This is a genomic window from Winogradskyella flava, assembly GCF_014243395.1.
In the GTDB taxonomy this organism is placed as follows: Bacteria; Bacteroidota; Bacteroidia; order Flavobacteriales; family Flavobacteriaceae; genus Winogradskyella; species Winogradskyella flava.
Genome location: NZ_JACLCP010000007.1, coordinates 1 through 20,117 on the forward strand (window position 1 = coordinate 1; position 20,117 = coordinate 20,117).

A 20,117-nucleotide genomic window follows, 5' to 3' on the forward strand; every position below is an offset into this window, starting at 1 on the left:
TGTTTGTGTATGGTTTCGTTGCGTGTTTAAGCACCTAATTTAGCAAATACAAACCAAATAGAAAATCCGCGAGGATTTTCGTAAGTAGGCGAGTACTAGCAATGAATTATACACGGTGTTGTGCTTTCGTTATTTTTCGATTTCATTATCAATTGAAATTTGAATCTTTTTACAACTCTCTAAAACTTCTTTGATAATTGAATTAATACTATTATTACTTAATTTTAAAATTTTGAGGACGTTGTATAATTCTGAATTGGTTTTCAGTTCTTCATTGTCATTTGGCTCCATATTTCCAAGCTCTCCTTTAACTTTAAATTTTGTTCTTGCTATTGGTCTCCCATAATCGAGAATGTTTTGTCTGTAGTTATCATAGACAAAATTTAAATGCGAATATTCAATATTATATAAATTCAAAATTTGATTCTTTAAACCATCATTTGTAATCAAATCAATTCCTTTCGATTCCAATACTCTGAATGTTGAATTTTGAGGTCTAAATATTTTAGATTGCCCAGTTCTTGTTATGATAGGGAAATGATTAGCCAGAGTGTCATTATAAATTACTTTGTTATCCAACCAGTTTATTAAGATGTCAGCGCTTACTATATCTTCTTCGCCTTGCATATTGAGGGAATTGAGCTGTTGGATGTCTTGAGATATGGAATTCTTAAGTTCCTTTAGCATACTAGTTTCTTCTTTTGCTATTTTTTGTTGCTCATTCCAATTATTTATACCTAGAGCAATTAAAATACCTATAACAACTAGAACAATCTCTCCAATGGCATATAGAAGATATTTACTGAACTTATTTTCATTCAGCATTTTTTGTCTAATTTTTCTAAAAAATTTTATCATTGGTTAATGGTTGGTTATAATGAAGCACAACGCTGCGCTATGTGCAGTTGTCTGTTTTTTTGTGAAGATAATGAAAAATCGTGTCGATGATTTGCAATAGTTATCCCGCGCTATGTTTTTTAATTGCCAATTATCGACCTTGAGCTAGCTGGCGAAGCGAGCGTTAGCTTTGATTTTTCTTTTATTGGGAACAAAAAAGAGCAACCAATTGCATCTAGCGACCTGATATGTTGAGTAAATCAGCCGTAGCGGCGAAACTTGCTGATATGTACTTCGTAAATGTTATGTTGCAATTGGCATAGCGCAGCGATGATGTCGAACTGCTTTTGGATATATAGTCTGCGAAGCAGCATAGACAAAAGTACGCCGCAGGCGTATTCGACATCATCGTCTCGGCTATGATTAGTACGGGAATTAAAAGTAGTTAACTTTCGATTAAGCACTTAGCCAAAACTTTTTATTTTGTTTTATCTTTTCTTTTTTAAAGCCAAATCAAAAGATTTGGCGGACTTGGTTAAAAGCACTAAACTTTGGGTTAAGTATCAAAACCCGTATTAATTATAGCCATTGTTACCTGCTGGCTTTTCTCCATTATTCTTTCATTTCGTAAATTCCAGAATCAGTTACTATAAAAGTTCCAAATTCAGTTTGAGCATATTGCCATATTTTTTCTTCAAAGGTTTTAATCAAGGTTAATTCCTTTGTTTTTAAATTTACTTTATATAATCTGTTATTTCCCATATTGGGAATATACAAATGACTTTGATTGATGAAAATACTTTCTGGATAACTCAAGAATTCAGAATCATCATCCCAAGAATATTCCCCGACTTTAAAAACCTCTTTTTTTTCAGATATTGAAACTTGAGAAACCGTTTGTCCAGTTGGAAATGCGAACCACATAAAGTCAGGTGATTCAAATTTGATATCATAAATAGGATGTCCTACTCCAATTTCCACTTCCCATTCAAGTGTTTTATTTCCGTTTTTATCAAATCTGTATAATTTATCTTCTTGATGTGTGCAAAAATAGATGTCTCCGTTTTCTCCTTTTGTTGAGCAATAATCTTCAAGTGAACCAAACAATTGTTTTTCAATTTTTTTATAGTTGTTTCCAACTGTTGTAAGTCCGAAATAATCTTTATCAACTATTCGCAGATTCTTATTTTTATCAAACGCATAGAACACCAAATTCTTTCCGTCACTCCAATCAATTTTCAGAATTTCAGATTGGGTTATATGCAGATAACTCGTTTTTTGTTTGTCTGTTATTTTATTCAGAGTCATTGGTTTTTTCAGCTTGCAGGTAACGGCCAGACGGGTAAGGCGAGTTGCGATGTTTGAGTAACAAATATAAGCAATAGAAGCCTTTAGACGTTATTCGCTTTACCCGATGTTAGTGGCAGTTCCTAGTAGTGATTGCTTTTCATTGTTGTAAAAGGAAATGGCCATATGCTATTGCCAGCGAATAGCCGTCGTGCTGTCTGGCCGTTAGTGGCAATAGAGCAAAAAGAAGTTTCGCGATAAGCGAAACGGTTTTCTCGTGCGAAGCATTGCCACTAACGTGTTCGTGTATGGTTAGTTGCGTTTGTAAGTAACTAAATTAGCAAAAGAAAACGAACCAGAGGAAATTCCGAAGGAATTTCCAAGTAGGTAATAGCTTAGCAATTGACTATACACGTTGTTGTGCTTTCGTTATTTTTTGTGAATCTTAATTAACCTATCTAATAATGTTTCGGTTAAAGTCAATAACATATTGTAGCTCGTTCCATTATTTCGATTCATTTCTTTTTTCATACTCATAACACCTTCGACTGTTGCAAATAAATCATTTTCATCTATATTCTCCCAGTACTTATCTAATAATGGTCCTTTTATTGTATTAGTTTCGTTAATAGTATATTTGGATATAAGGTTGGAAAATTGTGTTACAAAAGCTGCATTGTTTGTTGTAATAATTGATTTAGCAACACCTTGGGCAGTTTGTAAATCCATTATTAAACTATAGGTCTGCTCATCAAATAGTTCCATAATTCCATTTGCTTGCATAGCCAGAAGTGTTTTGTCATTCGGTGGTCTGTAGGTTTTAAAATCTGCGGATAAATCATATCTGACAATTTTTTTAAGACTATCGATTGTCGCATTTTTAGATGAGAGCCGTTCGGTCAAATTTGCTAAATGAGTATTATCATTTACGATATGTTTTGTCACTATATTAAGAGTAGTAGTGTCCTGTTTTAAATCTTGAATTAACGATTCAGTATAATTAGATAAAATGGATTTGTTCTTATGGTTTTCATTCCAATTATTAATTTGAAGAGCAATTAAAATACCAATAACTACAAGAATGATTTCTCCGATTGCATATTTAATGTACTTTCCAGTTTTTCCTTCTGAAAGTAAATTTTGTCTAATTTTTCTAAAGAATTTTATCATTGGTTATTGGTTTCTGGTAATGAAGCACAACGGCCAGACGGGTAAGGCGAGTTGCGATGTTTGAGTAACAAATATAAGCAATAGAAGCCTTTAGACGTTATTCGCTTTACCCGATGTTAGTGGCAGTTCCTAGTAGGGATTGCTTTTCATTGTTGTAAAAGGAAATGGCCATATGCTATTGCCAGCGAATAGCGGTCGTGCTGTCTGGCCGTTAGTGGCAATAGAGCAAAAAGAAGTTTCGCTATAAGCGAAACGGTTTTCTCGTGCGAAGCATTGCCACTAACACATAAATATATCTGTATTTATGTATCTATTTTCTAATATAGAAATTATTTATAAACTTAAGCATATCAGTGGTTAATTAATTTTTTGTTATCATGTATTTTGTATATCAAATTACTTATATTTAACTCAAGTGATATACAAAATACCTGTAAGATTTATCCTTTAAATCGGTATATAAGTCACTAACAAAGCCTGTACCACAAATAGTACCATAAATGGAATGAATAAATAACCAACCACATCTCTAGCTTGTATTTTAATGCCCTTGCCCATCACAGGAAAGACAATCAATAAAAAGAAAGGTTGAAGAAGGTTGCTTAAACTTTCACCATAAGCCACAGACATAGATGCTCTAGCAGTCATTGCGGTGATTTCAGTGGGTGAGAGGTTGGCACCTAAATCCTGTACCATATTAATAATGCTTGGGCCAATCACCGCAAATTCCCCACCAGCAGAGGGAATGGCAAAGTTTATAATACCTCCTGTGAGATAGGAGATAAAGGCATAAGATTCTGGTGTGGCAATGGACACTAAAACTGTGCTCAGTTTTTCCCCCAAGCCAGAAGCGATCATAATACCCATGATACCTGCGTAAAACGGATATTGAAACAGTATGCCAGAAATATTACTACTCGCACGTTTCATGGCAATACTGTAGCGCATAGGTGTTACATGCAACAACATACCAACAATCAAGAATATAAAAATCATGATATTAAAGTTGAGGTCAAAACCTTTGGTTCCAAAATGATAAACAATATAGATAACACCAAAAACTGCGACACTAATTTGCAACCAGCCGGCATTGTTTAAGGCGTCAGACATCGCTTTAAAAGGCAACTTGTAAGATAGCGCTTCGGATTTAACAGAACTTTCTTCATCATCCAAAGAGGTCTGTAAGTCTTTGAGTTCTTTTCCTGCAAAGGATTTCGGGATCAATAGCCACATTAAAATTGGTGAGACTACTACAAACAAAACAATCATAGTGATATTTAAGTTAGAGCCTAAACTGTAACTTGTAGAAATGGTATCATTTAAGATACCATTTTCAATTAAGAAATTGTTTTCGGTATTCAAGAGTAAAGCTATAGAGCTTGATAAACCGCACACCCAACCGTTAAAGGAAAAATAAACACAAGCCACCAAAAAAGAGTAGTGGATGCCTCTAATCCGCAGCGCCAATTCTCGTCCTAAAATAGCAGTGATGATTACCATACCAAAACTAATTAAGGACAGCAATACGCCTAGTGTAATGACGATGATATAAACCTGTGTTGGTGTTTTGATATGTTTAGCAATGCGGTCTATACTTTTTTTTACTGGTGAGGACTGTGCAATACAATAGGCTGTAATAATTATCAAAACGATCTGCATACCAAATGACAACAAATTCCAAAAACCATTGTACCAACCCTCTAAAATGTTTAAGGGCTTACTTTCAGTAAACGCTATGGCCAATAAGCCTGTTAGCAAGGTTAACAGCAGTGCAAATACGTAAGCACTTGGCATGTATTTGGTAAAGCCGTCCGTAAATTTCTGGCCGAGTTTTGTGAGCATGGAAAATCTGGTTGGTTGAGACTAAGATAAATTTTTTATGCCAATCGGAGTTTTATTTTTAGCACTCTTAAGATTTAGTTAATTAACAAAGTGTCACTATTCTTTAACAAGTCTCTAACAGCCTTGCTTTTATAATGCGAGTAATTTGGTGGTACTACTAATCAAAAATTCAATATAAAATGAGAAGAACAATTACTTCTTTTGTAATGTGCTTTCTGCTATCTATTTCATTTACCGCAACAGCACAACTCAACACACCACAACGTAGTCAGATGGCTTCTATAATGCAGCGCGTTGGAACTACGGACATTACTATTACCTATTCTAGACCTAGCGTGAATAACCGTGAAGTCTGGGGGAAATTAGTGCCTTTTGGCATGAATAATTTTGGTTTTGGAACTTCGAAAGCCGCACCATGGCGTGCAGGCGCTAATGAGAACACGCTTGTGACCTTTACGCATAATGTAAACGTAGAAGGTAAACCTGTTGAAGCCGGAACTTATGGATTACACATCAATGTAAAAGATGAGAATAATGCGACCATAATTTTATCTAAGGACACCGAAGCTTGGGGAAGTTATTTTTATGATCCTGAAAATGACGCTTTAAGAGCAGATGTAAAATTGATAGACATAGATCATACAGAACTACTGACATTTAGCTTTGATGAGGTAAAGTCAACATCGACTACCGCAGCTTTAAAGTGGGAAAAGAAAGCTATTCCTTTTACAATAGAAGTTGATGTTTTAAACATCGTGACTGAAGACTTAAGAGCAAAGTTAACAGGTCAAAATGCGTTTATAAGTCAGCATTGGGAACAAGCGGCAAACTATCTTCTTAATAACGGTGGCGATTTGGATGAAGCCTTGAGCTGGATAAATAAAGGATTAGAAGGACAATTTTTTAGTCAGAAAACATTTAATGGTTTGGTGATTAAGGCCAATATTCTAAACAAGAAAGGCGATAAGGATGGTTTTGTAAGTACGATGGACGAAGCCGTTGCTATGGCAAATGCCAATCAAATTAATAGGGCAGGATATGCTATGATCAATGCTGAAAATTTCGAAAAAGCTATTGAATACCTTAACATCAACACAAAAAATGATCCTGAAAATGCGAATTGGCAAAATAGCTTGGGAGCAGCTTACAAAGCTAAAGGTGACAACAAAATAGCGATTAAGCATTTTAAAAAGTCATTAAAGTTGAACCCTACAGCAAGAGTAAAGGCAAATACAGAAAAAAATCTAAAGGACTTAGGTGCCTTGTAAGAATTTCATCAGCAAAACACGTTTGGTTATGTTTTGGAGGGTCTGGTCATTGTTGGTGCCAGGCCCTCTTTTCTTGTACTGAACTTGTTTCAGTATCTCATTAAATCACCCATGTATGGTTTCAGATTTCCCGTAAGATTTAATGATTTTCCCCTCAAATTCAACAAGTTCCTTCCATCGTTTCTCAACATCTATTCCTTTACCATATTTTCGTGCAAAGGTTATAAAGATGGTATAATGGCCAGCTTCACTAACCATAAGGTCGTAGTAAAACTTGGACAGTTCTTTATCCTTAATACGCTGAGACAGTAACTTAAAACGCTCGCAGCTTCTGGCTTCTATCATTGCCGAAAATAAAAGCCGATCCACTAAGCTTTGGGTGCGATTCCCACCACGATTCATAAATTTAAAAAGCTGATTAACATAATGGTCCTTGCGTTTAGGCCCCAAGGCATAACCACGTTCTTTTATAATTTTATGGACTTGCTGAAAATGCTCTAATTCCTCTATGGCTAATTCTAAAAGTTGAGTGACTAAATCTTCATGCTCGCTATTATATGTGATTATCGTAATCGCATTTGTAGCTGCTTTTTGCTCACACCAAGCATGATCGACCAATATTTCTTCAATATTAGACTCGACAATATCTACCCAACGTGGATCTGTTTCTAACTTTAAGTGTAGCATAGTTATTCTTTTTTTTTGTGATTTAACTAATGTAATTCCAAATATTACGATACTTACTCATTTGTCTATACGTATTAAGGATTACTTTATGTTTGGCTAAGCCAAGACTTGGATCTAGTTTTAAAACTGATTTGGCGTAGTATCGCGCTTGTTCTAAAATATCTTTGTCCTTTACGATATCTGCAATTCTAAGATTTAATACGCCACTTTGTTGTGTGCCCATTATATCGCCTGGTCCACGAAGTTTTAGGTCTACTTCTGCGATTTCAAAGCCATCACTAGAACGTACCATAGTTTCTAGTCGAGTTTTGCTGTCATTACTCAATTTATGGCTAGTCATTAGAATGCAATAGCTCTGCTCGGCACCTCTGCCCACACGACCGCGTAGTTGATGTAATTGTGATAACCCAAAGCGTTCTGCACTTTCTATAACCATAACGGAAGCATTAGGCACATTCACACCAACTTCAATGACCGTTGTAGCTACCATAATATTGGTTTTTCCTTCTGCAAAGCGTTGCATCTCATAATCCTTATCTACAGCTTTCATTTTCCCATGAACTATGGATATTTGATAATAAGGCATTGGAAACTCTCGTGAAATGCTTTCATAACCATCCATTAAATCCTTGTAGTCCATGGTTTCACTTTCTTGAATCAATGGATACACGACATAAATTTGCCGTCCTTTTGCAATTTCATCTTTCATAAACTTGAAAACTTTCAGACGATTATTATCATAACGATGAACCGTTTTTATAGGTTTTCTTCCCGCTGGCAATTCATCAATAACCGAAATATCTAGATCACCATAAACCGACATGGCCAAGGTTCTTGGAATTGGTGTGGCGGTCATAACCAAAATATGTGGTGGAACTGCCCCTCCAACCTCCCCAGAAGGGAGGCTTTTCAATTCTTGCCCAATAGAATTTAATACAGAATCAATATCTGCAATGACTTGTTCATTTGAAAAGCGAATGACCTTAAATCCAAGATCTTTTAATATTAATGTTCGTATCTCATCAATTTCTTGTTGTTCTTTTAAATTGTGGTAGCCACCATCTACTTCAATAACCAAGTTCTTTTCAAGATTCACAAAATCTACTATGAATTCATCGATGATATGTTGTCTTCTGAATTTTGCATCTAGTTTTTTTCCTCTCAAAGACTCCCATAAAATACGTTCTGCTTCAGTGCTATTTTTTTTGTTTTCTTGCTGCAATTCTTTCATCAATTTATAGGTTGATGGGCGAGCAGTTCGGTATCTATTCAATACGATTTTCGCGTCTTCCCTCTGGGAAGATTGAGATGGGCTCTTTTTCCATAATTTTGATCTTTGTTTGACTCCAAATCGATGTTGTTCATCTATAATGGCCAGCCCTAAATTCTTAAATTTTACCTTGTCCTCAAGTAGGGCATGGGTGCCAATTAGTATCTGTAAATTGCCATTTTCAAGATTTTCATGAATGATTCGTCTATCTGAAGTTTTAGTTGACCCAGTCAATAGTGAAATACTGATATCTAATGTTTTACACCATTTTTTTAATCCATTATAGTGTTGGACTGACAAAATTTCAGTTGGCGCCATTAAGCAGCATTGAAAATCGTTGTCAAGTCCCATGAGCATTGACATAAAGGCGACTATGGTTTTTCCAGAGCCTACATCACCTTGCAAAAGCCGATTCATTTGTGCATTGCTACCTAAATCGGAACGAATTTCTTTTAAAACACGTTTCTGTGCATTGGTCAATTCAAAGGGTAATTGCTCATTATAAAAGGTGTTGAAATAATTGCCAACTTTGTCAAAAACGAAGCCTTTAATTTTTGATTTATGGATTAGATTTTTCAGAATTAACTGTAATTGAATGTAGAATAATTCTTCAAATTTTAATCGAAATTGTGCCCTGGAAAGTAAGTCTTGGTGTTTTGGAAAATGAATATTGAATAATGCCTCGGACTTAGATAATAATTTCAACTCACCTTTAATTGAATCTGATAATGTTTCAACAAAATGACCTTTGGTTTCCAGAAATAGTTGTTGCATTATTTTGGTAACAACACGATTGGTAATGCCTTTGTTGGATAGCTTTTCTGTAGAAGGATAGATTGCTTGCATGGCTGAGCGAAGATTCTTTTCGTGTTCTTCTTGCAATTCTAGCTCAGGATGTGGCATACTGAATTTGCCGTTAAACCAATTGGTCTTTCCAAAAATCACATAAGGTTTTCCTATGTTTATGCTATCTCGTATCCATTTTTGGCCTCTAAACCACACAAGTTCCATCATTCCTGTGTCGTCCTTAAAGTCGGCGACCAGACGTTTACCTCGCTTTTGAGCAACTTCTCTAAAGCCTACGATAGTACCAATAACTTGGACTTCGGCATTATTGCGCTGCAGCTCACTGATCTTGTAGTATTTGGTTCGGTCTAAATAACGATTAGGAAATAGATTGATGAGGTCTTGATACGTGTGAATACCCAATTCTGAGCGCAGTAAATCCGCTCTGTTTGGCCCAACGCCTTTGAGATAATCAATGGGAGTTTGTAAATTCACACTCATAAAGCGAATTTACCCAATTCCTTTGAAAAAAGGAATCTCTAAGTTGTGTCATTTCTAACGCAGTGAGAAATCCTATTATTTTGCTTTTCAGTAATATTTCTTAGTAGTACCTCATTCGAAATGGCAGAAAATCGTAATTTGGTCTTATTCTTGCTTAAATCTAGTTATGAAAAGAATATTTGCTGTTTTATCTCTCTTCTTAATGTGCGTTTCTAATGCCCAGCAAACGGATTATGTGGATTTCATGCGTGTGGAGGCTTTAATTGTGTTTAATCAGTTGGCCGTGGATAGCACAACGTATAATTCTTATGAAATAGATTTCAAAATTCTGAAACAAACAGATTCTATCTATTTGGACGCTGTTAACATGGAGTTTAAACATCTGGCAATCAACAATTCCAAGGCGAAATTCCGAAACGACGGAAAAAGGCTTGTGGTTTATAATAATTTCGAAAAAGATCAAGAGTATAAGCTCAGCTTTATCTTTTTTAATTCGCCAAAAAAAGCAATGTATTTTCTGGGTTGGGAAAATGATGGAAGAAATCAAATCTGGACACAAGGGCAAGGTAAGTATACAAGCAATTGGCTACCAAGTATTGATGATGTTAATGATAAAATAGAATTTGATTTAAAATTTTTAGCGCCAAAGGCATATAAGGTCATTTCAAATGGAAAGCTAAAATCGAAATATGATAACCTAGGCAATACCTTATGGGAATACGATATGGAGCGCGCTATGTCTAGTTATTTGGTGGCTGTGATTGTCGGTAAATACAATAAAAAAACGGAAGCCTCAAAAAGCGGTATTCCCCTAGAATATTATTTCTATCCTGAAGATTCTTTAAAAGTTGAGCCAACCTATCGTTATAGCAAGCGCATGTTCGATTTTCTTGAAGAGGAACTGGGTTTTTCCTATCCTTGGCAAAACTATAAACAAGTCCCAGTGCACGATTTTTTGTATGCAGGAATGGAAAATACAAGTTGTACAATTTTTTCGGATGCTTTTGTCGTCGATTCTATAGGATTTAATGATAAGAGTTACATCAATATCAATGCGCACGAACTGGCACATCAATGGTTTGGGGATTTGGTAACGGCTAAGTCTGGGGAGCATCATTGGTTGCAAGAAGGTTTTGCGACGTATTATGCCTTATTGGCTGAGCGCGATATTTTTGGCGACAACCATTTCTATTTTAAACTATATGAATCTGCTGTGGATTTAGGTCGTCAAGATATTGCCGGTAATGGAACGTCGCTTTTAAATCCTAAGTCGAGTAGCCTAACGTTTTATCAGCGCGGTGCTTGGGTTTTGCATGGATTAAGGAGTAAAGTAGGAGATAAGATATTTAAGCAAGCCGTGACAAATTACTTGGAGAAATATCAATTTACTAATGTAGAAACATCAGATTTTATTAAAGAGGTTGAACGTTTATATGGTAGGTCCTTAGCTGGTTTTGCTAATCTATGGATTAAGAAAAAGGAATTCCCAGTAGATAGTGCTTTTGATTTACTAAAGAGCCAATCCACTTATATTAATGAATATTTAATGGTGGATTGTCAAGTGAAAACATCGAAATGTGCTGAGCAATTGAAATACTATGTTTCAGATGAAGCCAAAGTAAAGATCATTTCTCAAGCTCCGGATTTAGTGACCAGGGATACGTTTAAAAATAGTTTGAAAGTAAGGCAGGCTATTTCGCAATATGTTAAAAAAATACCCAAAGACCTAAAGGCTGATTACGAAACGCTTCTTGATGATAGGTCTTATATCACCATAGAAAGCGCTTTGTATAATTTGTGGGATAATTTTCCAGAAGACCGCTCAAAATATCTAGCTAAAACGAGAGATATTATTGGTTTTAGTGATAAGAATGTACGATTGCTATGGATTGTTTTAAATCTAAATACACCATTTTATAAAGCCGATAATAAGCAAGGTCTTTACGAAGAATTGGTAAGCTATACGGACGAAAAGTATAATGCGGATTTACGCATGAATGCTTTTCGGTATTTAAGTCTCATGAAAGCTTGTAATGATAAATGTCAATCTAACTTAGGGCAAGCGAAATCGCATCATAACTGGAGATTGGTTAAGTTTGCAAAGCAATTGTCTGAACAGATTCAACAAAACAAAAATTAATGAGAGCACTGGTCATTTCAGGAGGCGGAAGTAAAGGTGCTTTTGCTGGCGGAGTAGCGCAATATCTTATGGAGCGTGAAAAGCGAGAGTACGACATGTTTTTGGGAACTTCTACAGGAAGTCTTCTGGTGCCTCATTTAGCTACGAATGATATCTCTAAGTTGTATGACATTTTCACCAATGTACAGCAACAAGATATTTTTAGTATAAGTCCATTTGTTCAGCGTAAAAAAGGCGATAGGGAATATGTTTCTATAGATTTTGTGAACTCCTTATGGCAATTTCTAAGGCTTAAACGAACATTTGGAGAGAGTAAAGCTTTGAGAAAGCATATCAGAAAGAATTTCACAAAAGAGGAGTATGAGAAAATTAAGATGACCAAGCATGATGTCGTTGTTACGGTCTCTAATTTGTCTATGAACAGGGTGGAGTATAAGTCTATCAAAGAGTGTTCTTATGATGAATTCTGTAATTGGATTTGGATTTCTTGTAATTATATCCCTTTCATGTCTCTAGCTAAGGTTGATGGTTATGAATATGCTGATGGTGGCTTGGGTTGTGTAATTCCAATACGAGAAGCTATTTTACGGGGTGCGACCGAAGTTGACGCCGTTGTCCTGGAGGCTGAAACCATTGGTAAGCAAAAAGTGCTGGGTAAAAATCCGTTTTCCTTAATGATTAGTCTTTTTGGCCATTTGTTGGATCAGGTAGAGCGCAATGACATTGTTATAGGGAAACTTGCGGCTAAAAACAAAAACGTTAAGCTTAACTTATACTATACTCCAACAAGTTTAACGGAAAACTCGCTAATCTTTAGTAAGCGTTTGATGGAAAAATGGTGGAAGCAAGGCTATGATTATGCTGAGCAAAAGCACTCAAGCGCATAATATTTTTAGATGTCTTTTAAAATCAAGAGTTCAATTGGTGAAGTTTAGAATTGAAACAGAAATATTAAGCGAGAAAATCACAAAGCACAATTGCTTTATAGGTGATCACGTAATGAGCTTCTCAGATTGTGTATATGCAATGAAGAGTTCAGATGACTTTATAAAGCAGTTTAATCAAACCCTTATTAACTCTGATTTTGAGGCTTTTTTCTGGGAAGTGAAGCCTGTGGATAAAACCTTGCTTAGCCAACCATTTGAATTTGTAATAGTGAAGAGTAATGCTCTGAACAGTATTGAAACAAATAATTCGTCATTTCTTGACTATTTTGTTGGAGAAGAATCGGTATTGAAGTTTTTAAATATTAGAGGTGATGCTGAATTGGTGGTTCCCAGTCCTGTTTCTGATCAAACAGAATATGCGCATATAGCTAAGTTTGTGAGAACAGCTAGTCAAAATCAAATATTAGATTTTTGGAGAAAAGTTGTCAATACCTATTCGACTAACATTGGAGAAGATTTAAAATGGCTTAGTACTTCGGGATTAGGTGTGCATTGGCTTCACGTAAGAATCGATAGTCGACCTAAATATTATCAGTTTTCAGAATACAAATATTTTAAATCTAAATAAGATTATAATAGCTTGAATATGTATAAAGTCTTCCCTCTGGGAAGATTTAGATGGGCTTTACCAAAGTTCCCCAACTTCTTGCTTAATATATGAAAGTGCCGCCTTGCTCGGTGAGGATTTATCCATTAGTTCTGTTAAAATCACTTCGCGCAACTTATTCGCGGTATCAGTTTTTTCATTCATGTTAGCTTTTCTAATCAATTGAATTGTAGCATTTTTTGCGGCCATGATAATGTTCCAACATTGGTCGCTAACATAGATTTGTTGGGATAGATTATGCTCAAATTCTTGTTCAATTGCTGCTGTAAGTAAATTTTCATAATCCTCTTTATTTGAGGATGTTGGATTTATTCTAGTAAGTAATTTAGCAGGTGCAATGCGTTCCAGAAAAAGAGACATGCGTTCATAGGCTTGAAGTCTTATAGGAAATGCTTCTTTTTGAAGATCTTTTGTGATTAAAAAGTTACGACGATTGTTTTCGTTTTCTACGTGTTCCCTGAAAAATAGATAGGCTATTGCTCCCGTAATCAACGTGGGAACGGAGTACATTAAAAGATCGATAAGTTGTTGTTCCATTTCTGTTATTTAGTTTATTAGTTTTTACAATTTACACTCCAAACTTCTCACTTCTAGCTTTCAATTCTTTCCACCAAGATAAACACATTCTTTCAAATGTTGCATATTTTTAAATTGGACAGGTGTTTTTTGATATCTGAAAGTTTGGTCAAAGTTTTTTGTTAGGTTATGGTCATCGACATTCATTTCAATATCATTCATGTTAAATTGACATGGGTGTTCGTAACCTGCTGCATTTGTAATTTCTATTAGTTCCTTTTTAAAGGTCTTGAAGTATTGTGCTAGACGTTCTGACTTTAGGGGTATATTAATACCATTTTGTAGCCATTTGCTTTGTGTCGCAATACCAGCTGGACAACGATTGGTGTGACAAATCTGTGCTTGGATACAGCCAATACTCATCATTGCCTCACGAGCCACATTAATACAATCCACGCCCATAGCGAAAGCCATGGCTGCTTTAGCGGGAAAACCAAGCTTACCGCTACCAATAAAGACAATACGATCCGTTAAGTCGTGTTTCTGAAATAACTTGTATATATCGCTAAATCCATAAATCCAAGGTAATGAGACATGATCAGCAAAACTAGGAGGAGCAGCGCCAGTGCCACCTTCACCACCATCAATGGCAATAAAATCTGGTCCTCGATTTTCTTTTTCCATAATTTCGGCTAACTCTTCCCATTGCTCTAGCTTTCCTATTGCTGCCTTAATGCCTACTGGTAAGCCTGTAGCTTCAGCAATGGCTTCAATAAAATCAACTAACTCAGGAACATTGGAAAATGCCTTATGGTTTGGAGGTGATAATACCGTTTTGCCGACTTCAACACCTCTGATTTCAGCAATTTCTTTAGTAATCTTCTTTCCAGGTAGAACACCACCTTTTCCTGGTTTGGCGCCTTGAGATAGTTTTACTTCAATAGCCCTAATAAAAGGATTGTCTGCAACCAGCTTCACCATCTTTTCCATGGAGAATCCACCATCCTTGGCCCTAACCCCAAAGTAGCCCGTTCCAAAATGAAAGACAACATCTCCACCGTGACTGTGGTATGGTGATAAGCCACCTTCGCCAGTATTGTGATAGGCACCTGCAATTTTCACACCTTTGTTTAAAGATTCAATAGCTTTTGCGGATAAAGAGCCAAAACTCATTGCAGAAACATTTATAACTGATGCAGGCCTGTAAGGTCGCTTACGTTTGTTATAGGCGCCCATAACTTTGGCGCAAGGGACAAAGGTTTTGTCAATAGCGCTTGGATGGTTGTCTTCAACCTTATAAGGCATCATAGCATTATTGATAAAAATGTGTTGATGCGCATAAATATCCCTATCTGTTCCAAAGCCCTCGTAATTATTTTCTTTTTTTGCGGATGCATAAATCCAACCGCGTTCTATACGATTAAACGGTAACTCTTCTCTATTGTTAGCAACAAAATATTGTCTCATCTCTGGTCCAATACTCTCAAGCCAATAACGTAGATGACCTACAACAGGGAAATTATGACTAATAGTGTGTTTACTTTGAAAGAAAATATCTCTGATAGCTACAATAGCAATAACAAATATTACCCACAGCCACCAAGGCACACTACCCAATGCGTCTAATACTGCATTCATAAATTAATTGTTTAAATAATCCAGTGTTAACTGCGTAAACGCTTTTACACCAAGTAACATACCACTATCATCAATTTTAAAATCTGGTGTATGATGTGGATAAACTTCAGTAGCACTAGGAGTCATTCCCCCCAAAAAGAAATAAACGCCAGGGACAACCTCTTGAAAATATGAGAAATCTTCACCACCTGTGGTGGCTTTCATTAGTTGTACGTTCTCTTCACCGGCTGCTGCTTGCAGTGATGGTAATACTTGAGCTGTTAAGTCTGGATCGTTAAACGTAATAGAGGTGTTGTTCTGAAATGTAATTGTCGCTTCACCACCGTAAGCTTTAGCCAATGTCTCTACCATTTCTTTCATGCGCGTTTCAATCATGGTACGCATTTTTGGATCGAGTGTTCTTACGGTTCCTATCATTTCGGTAGATTCTGGAATGATATTAAATCGAGTACCAGCAGTGATTTTACCAACAGTAATAACCGCCGCTTCATCCGTGAGTTTGGCTTCTCTACTGATAATAGTCTGCAGTCCATCAATAATCTTGGCAGAAATTAAAATAGGATCTACGCCAGACCAAGGTTGCGAACCATGGGTTTGTTTTCCTTTTACATTAATAACAAATCGCTCAACAGAAGCCATAATACCACCGGTTTTGTATTTAATAGTACCCACTGGTGTCTGGGAATTGATATGTAAACCAAAAATGGCATCTACTTTTGGGTTGTCTAAAACACCTTCTTTGATCATTAATTTTGCGCCTCCTTCTTCGCCGGGAGGTGGTCCTTCTTCCGCAGGTTGAAAAATAAATTTTATTGTGCCTTTGATTTTGTCTTTATGTTTTGACAAGACTTCTGCTGTGGCCATTAAAATAGAGATATGAGTATCATGTCCACAAGCGTGCATTACACCAGTTTCGGTATTTAGAAATGTGGTTCTAACTTCAGATTTAAATGGTAAGTCGTTACGTTCTGTAACGGGGAGTGCATCGATATCTGCTCTTAAGGCCACTACCTTTCCAGGTTGATTTCCTTTAAGAAGTGCAACAACTCCAGTTTTTGCAATCCCTGTTTCGACTTCCAAACCCAAAGACTTTAAATGCTCAGCAATTTTTTCAGCAGTTTTGAACTCACGATTCGATAATTCTGGATTTTGATGGAAATGATGTCGCCAATCTATGAGTTTCTCTTCAATATTGGTAATGTCTTGTTCTATTGAGTTTTGAGCGGATAGACTAAAAGCGAAGATTAGTATTAAAAAGCTGAGGTTTTTCATATTTAGTTTGTCTAAGATTATGTTGGCAATAAGAATTATTGGCCAAATGCCTTTATGGGCAAAATTTGCACTAAGATATTGAAATTTAGGAAAACAAAACTCTTAATATATTGTTTATAATTATTGCCTTTTAAACATGGAAAAACTTATAAGGATGTGTATTTTCACAATTCGAAAAAATTAGCTTTTGGAAAAGTATCTTAGTCAACTTAACGACGCTCAATTAGCACCAACACTTCAGAAAGACGGACCAATGATTGTCATTGCTGGTGCTGGTTCTGGTAAGACACGTGTATTAACGTATCGTATTGCCTATTTGATGAGTCAAGGTGTGGATGCATTCAATATTCTGGCATTGACATTTACCAATAAGGCGGCTAGAGAAATGAAAGGAAGAATAGCAGATATTGTTGGTGATAGCGAGGCCAAAAATCTTTGGATGGGAACATTTCATTCTGTATTTGCTAAGATTCTAAGATTTGAGGGGCATCATTTAGGTTTCCCAAGTAATTTCACCATTTACGACACTCAAGATTCCCAAAAGCTTTTAGGTTCCATTATCAAAGAGATGGGATTGGATAAAGATATTTATAAGACCAAGCAAGTTTACAGCAGGATATCGTCGTATAAGAATAGTCTTATTACGGTTAAAGCATATTTTAGCAATCCAGAATTAATGGAAGCCGATGCTATGGCACGTCGTCCAAAAATGGGAGATATATACAAGGCATATGTTGACCGTTGTTTTAAGGCAGGTGCTATGGATTTTGATGACTTATTGCTAAGGACCAATGAACTGCTCACTCGATTTCCAAATGTCTTAGCACAATATCAAAATAAGTTTCGATATATCTTGGTGGATGAGTACCAGGATACGAATCATTCACAATATTTAATTGTAAGAGCTTTATCTGATCGTTTTCAGAATATATGTGTTGTAGGAGACGATGCGCAGAGTATATATGCGTTTCGTGGAGCGAATATTAATAATATTCTCAATTTTCAAAAAGACTATGACGATGTTAAGGTCTACCGCTTAGAGCAGAATTACCGCTCGACCAAAATGATAGTTGGTGCTGCAAATTCTGTTATAGAACACAACAAGACCAAACTCGACAAAATTGTTTGGACGGCTAATGACATTGGTGAAAGAGTCATCGTACATCGTTCTATGACAGATGGTGATGAGGGACGTTATGTGGCGAGTACCATTTGGGAAACAAAAATGAATGAGCAATTACCTAATAGTGACTTTGCCGTTTTATATCGTACCAATGCACAATCCAGAGCCATTGAGGACGCCTTGCGCAAAAGAGATATTCCGTATCGCATTTATGGAGGCTTATCATTTTACCAACGTAAGGAGATTAAGGATGTCACAGCGTATTTACGTTTAATTTTAAACACGGCTGATGAAGAAGCTTTAAAACGTGTCATTAACTACCCAGGAAGAGGTATTGGTCAAACTACCATAGATCGACTAGTTGTTGCAGCTAACGCAACGGGTAGAACCATTTATGATATTATGAAGGATATTGATAACGTTGCTATTAATATCAATAATGGTACTAAAAATAAACTTAAGGATTTTGTAACGCTAATAGAGAGTTACAAGGTCATGAACCAGACGGCGAATGCTTTTGATTTAGCAGAGCACGTGACCAAGACAAGTGGTTTAATTCGTGAATTAAATAAGGATGGTACACCAGAAGGTGTTACTAGAATGGATAACGTTCAGGAATTACTCAATGGTATTAAGGATTTTGTTGAAGGCCAGATAGAATTGGCAGATGCTGGTGATTCTTTAGCTGAGTTTTTAGAAGATGTAGCCTTGGCTACTGATTTGGATGGTGATAAAGGCGATCCTAATCATGTGGCTTTAATGACCATTCATTTAGCAAAAGGTCTAGAGTTTCCGCATGTTTTTATAGTAGGCATGGAAGAGGATTTGTTTCCTAGCGCCATGAGCATGAACACAAGAAGTGAACTTGAGGAAGAACGACGTTTATTCTATGTGGCTTTAACAAGAGCAGAAAAACAGGCCTATTTAACATACACACTATCACGTTATCGATGGGGAAAACTTATTGATGCTGAGCCAAGTCGATTTATAGAAGAAATCGAGGATGAGTATGTAAATATTACAACACCACTCAAAGAGCAACATTTTAACCCAATGTTGGATGCTTCAATTTTTGGCGATGTAGAACCTAATAAAATTCGATTTGCAAAACCGAAGTCGCCTAAGTTCAGGAAAAAAGAAACGAAAAGTAAGCCTGAAAATTTCAAAATCAGTACGCCTAAAAAATTAAAGCCTGTAAATGCTTCTAATGGTGCTTCAAATTTATTTGATAGTAAATTGACAGTTGGCAATATCGTAAACCATCAACGTTTTGGCCGAGGAGAGGTGCTTAAAATTGAAGGTGCAGGAGGTGATTTAAAAGCTGAAATAAAGTTTGAAAATGGGGATTCTAAAAAATTACTTCTCAGATTTGCCAAGCTTCAGATTATTAGTTGATCTCCTCTTTATGTTAACCTCTTGTTAAAAATAAAAAGGAGCAAGAGTTTTTATTTTTTAATGCATCTATAATAGTGTGATTATTAAATGAAACTATTATGAGATATCCTATTTTACTATTTTGCTTTTTAACATTTTCTTTTATATGTGCGCAACCTGGTGGTGGTCAAGGCGGCCAGAGAATGGGTGGAGGTCGTCAAGGTGGGCAAATGAATGGCGGTCGAGAAGAGCAAAAAAATATACCTGAATTCGATGCAGCAAAAGTTGCTGGAATATTTTCTTATAGTGATACTGAAGCTATAAAAAAGATGAAGTTGAAAAACGATGAAGACTTAGAATTAAAAGTAAGTAAAGCCATTTCAAAATACAATATGCGTATGGATGAGGTCACTCTTTTGAATACTGAGAATTTTGATACTATAAACGACTTTATGAACACAATAGGAAAACGAATGCGGCAAAATAGTGGTACAGGTGGACGTCGAATGGGCAGGGGCCAAGACAGTAACAGCGATTCTAAAAGGCAAAATGGAGACTTTGATGAAAGGGATCCCGTTCGAAAAATAATGCACAGGAGTAAGGAAAAAGTCGAAGCAGTAAAAGCCAAGGTGCTTATAGAAGAAGGTTTATTAAATAAAGAGTTGGAATCTTTACTAAGTGAAAAGCAATATAAAAAATGGTTAAAATATCAGAACAAAGTTAAGAAAGAAATGACACCAGAAGAGCCATCTAATAATCGGAATCAAAACAGTGGAATAAGAGGAGGAACTAATGGAGGTCAAGGCGGACGTCCAGGAGGAGGAAGAGGGGGTTTTTAGTGGAAACCTCTTT

Annotated in this window: 15 protein-coding genes; 6 read left to right on the forward strand and 9 right to left on the reverse strand. The window is 36.1% G+C overall.

Annotation, left to right across the window (positions count from 1 at the left end):
- Positions 1 to 129 precede the first annotated feature (129 nt).
- The 4 genes from H7F21_RS16410 to H7F21_RS16425 all read right to left on the reverse strand — a co-directional run bounded on the left by H7F21_RS16410 (position 130) and on the right by H7F21_RS16425 (position 5,136).
- Positions 130 to 858: a DUF6090 family protein gene (locus H7F21_RS16410; protein ID WP_185790403.1), complete on the reverse strand. Its 729-nt coding sequence runs from the start codon at positions 856 to 858 to the stop codon at positions 130 to 132.
- A gap of 591 nt (positions 859 to 1,449) precedes the next feature.
- Positions 1,450 to 2,145 carry an NHL repeat-containing protein gene (locus tag H7F21_RS16415; protein WP_185790404.1) on the reverse strand — a complete coding sequence of 232 codons (696 nt, stop codon included), beginning with the start codon at positions 2,143 to 2,145 and terminating at the stop codon, positions 1,450 to 1,452.
- A 408-nt stretch (positions 2,146 to 2,553) separates the two neighbouring features.
- Positions 2,554 to 3,294 (reverse strand): DUF6090 family protein, encoded by a 741-nt coding sequence (locus tag H7F21_RS16420; protein ID WP_185790562.1) that lies wholly within the window; start codon positions 3,292 to 3,294, stop codon positions 2,554 to 2,556.
- Positions 3,295 to 3,741: 447 nt separating this feature from the next.
- Positions 3,742 to 5,136 (reverse strand): short-chain fatty acid transporter, encoded by a 1,395-nt coding sequence (locus H7F21_RS16425; RefSeq protein ID WP_185790405.1) that lies wholly within the window; start codon positions 5,134 to 5,136, stop codon positions 3,742 to 3,744.
- Between the two features lie 179 nt (positions 5,137 to 5,315).
- Between H7F21_RS16425 and H7F21_RS16430 the strand changes: the two genes are divergently transcribed.
- A complete protein-coding gene (locus H7F21_RS16430; protein ID WP_185790406.1) occupies positions 5,316 to 6,404 on the forward strand; it encodes a DUF2911 domain-containing protein in 1,089 nt (362 codons plus the stop codon).
- Positions 6,405 to 6,509: 105 nt separating this feature from the next.
- Here the strand turns inward: H7F21_RS16430 and H7F21_RS16435 are convergent, their stop codons facing one another.
- Complete coding sequence (locus H7F21_RS16435) at positions 6,510 to 7,091, reverse strand: MiaE family protein (protein WP_185790407.1); 582 nt, start codon at positions 7,089 to 7,091, stop codon at positions 6,510 to 6,512.
- Between the two features lie 22 nt (positions 7,092 to 7,113).
- Positions 7,114 to 9,648: a DUF559 domain-containing protein gene (locus H7F21_RS16440; RefSeq protein WP_185790408.1), complete on the reverse strand. Its 2,535-nt coding sequence runs from the start codon at positions 9,646 to 9,648 to the stop codon at positions 7,114 to 7,116.
- A 166-nt stretch (positions 9,649 to 9,814) separates the two neighbouring features.
- Between H7F21_RS16440 and H7F21_RS16445 the strand changes: the two genes are divergently transcribed.
- Genes H7F21_RS16445 through H7F21_RS16455 form a run of 3 tightly spaced genes read left to right on the forward strand, consistent with a single transcriptional unit; the run spans position 9,815 to position 13,303 of the window.
- On the forward strand, positions 9,815 to 11,788 hold the full coding sequence (locus H7F21_RS16445; protein ID WP_185790409.1) for a M1 family metallopeptidase: 1,974 nt from the start codon (positions 9,815 to 9,817) through the stop codon (positions 11,786 to 11,788).
- Positions 11,788 to 12,675: a patatin-like phospholipase family protein gene (locus tag H7F21_RS16450; protein WP_185790410.1), complete on the forward strand. Its 888-nt coding sequence runs from the start codon at positions 11,788 to 11,790 to the stop codon at positions 12,673 to 12,675. Before H7F21_RS16445 ends, H7F21_RS16450 begins: the two co-directional genes overlap by 1 nt.
- Positions 12,676 to 12,712: 37 nt before the next feature.
- Positions 12,713 to 13,303 (forward strand): DUF6940 family protein, encoded by a 591-nt coding sequence (locus tag H7F21_RS16455; RefSeq protein ID WP_185790411.1) that lies wholly within the window; start codon positions 12,713 to 12,715, stop codon positions 13,301 to 13,303.
- A 57-nt stretch (positions 13,304 to 13,360) separates the two neighbouring features.
- On the opposite strand, the gene H7F21_RS16460 is transcribed toward H7F21_RS16455, so the two are convergent.
- From H7F21_RS16460 to H7F21_RS16470, 3 genes are read right to left on the reverse strand one after another with little or no spacing between them, the layout of a single operon-like run.
- Positions 13,361 to 13,879: a DUF7935 family protein gene (locus H7F21_RS16460; protein WP_185790412.1), complete on the reverse strand. Its 519-nt coding sequence runs from the start codon at positions 13,877 to 13,879 to the stop codon at positions 13,361 to 13,363.
- 60 nt (positions 13,880 to 13,939) lie between these two features.
- The gene (locus H7F21_RS16465; RefSeq protein WP_185790413.1) at positions 13,940 to 15,496 is read right to left on the reverse strand and encodes an FMN-binding glutamate synthase family protein; all 1,557 of its coding nucleotides are present in this window, start codon (positions 15,494 to 15,496) and stop codon (positions 13,940 to 13,942) included.
- A gap of 3 nt (positions 15,497 to 15,499) precedes the next feature.
- Positions 15,500 to 16,768, reverse strand: coding sequence for an amidohydrolase (locus tag H7F21_RS16470; protein ID WP_185790414.1), 1,269 nt, complete (start codon positions 16,766 to 16,768; stop codon positions 15,500 to 15,502).
- Positions 16,769 to 16,955: 187 nt separating this feature from the next.
- On the opposite strand from H7F21_RS16470, the gene H7F21_RS16475 reads away from it, so the two are divergent.
- On the forward strand, positions 16,956 to 19,286 hold the full coding sequence (locus tag H7F21_RS16475; RefSeq protein ID WP_185790415.1) for an ATP-dependent helicase: 2,331 nt from the start codon (positions 16,956 to 16,958) through the stop codon (positions 19,284 to 19,286).
- 98 nt (positions 19,287 to 19,384) lie between these two features.
- The gene (locus H7F21_RS16480; protein ID WP_185790416.1) at positions 19,385 to 20,104 is read left to right on the forward strand and encodes a hypothetical protein; all 720 of its coding nucleotides are present in this window, start codon (positions 19,385 to 19,387) and stop codon (positions 20,102 to 20,104) included.
- Positions 20,105 to 20,117 lie beyond the last annotated feature (13 nt).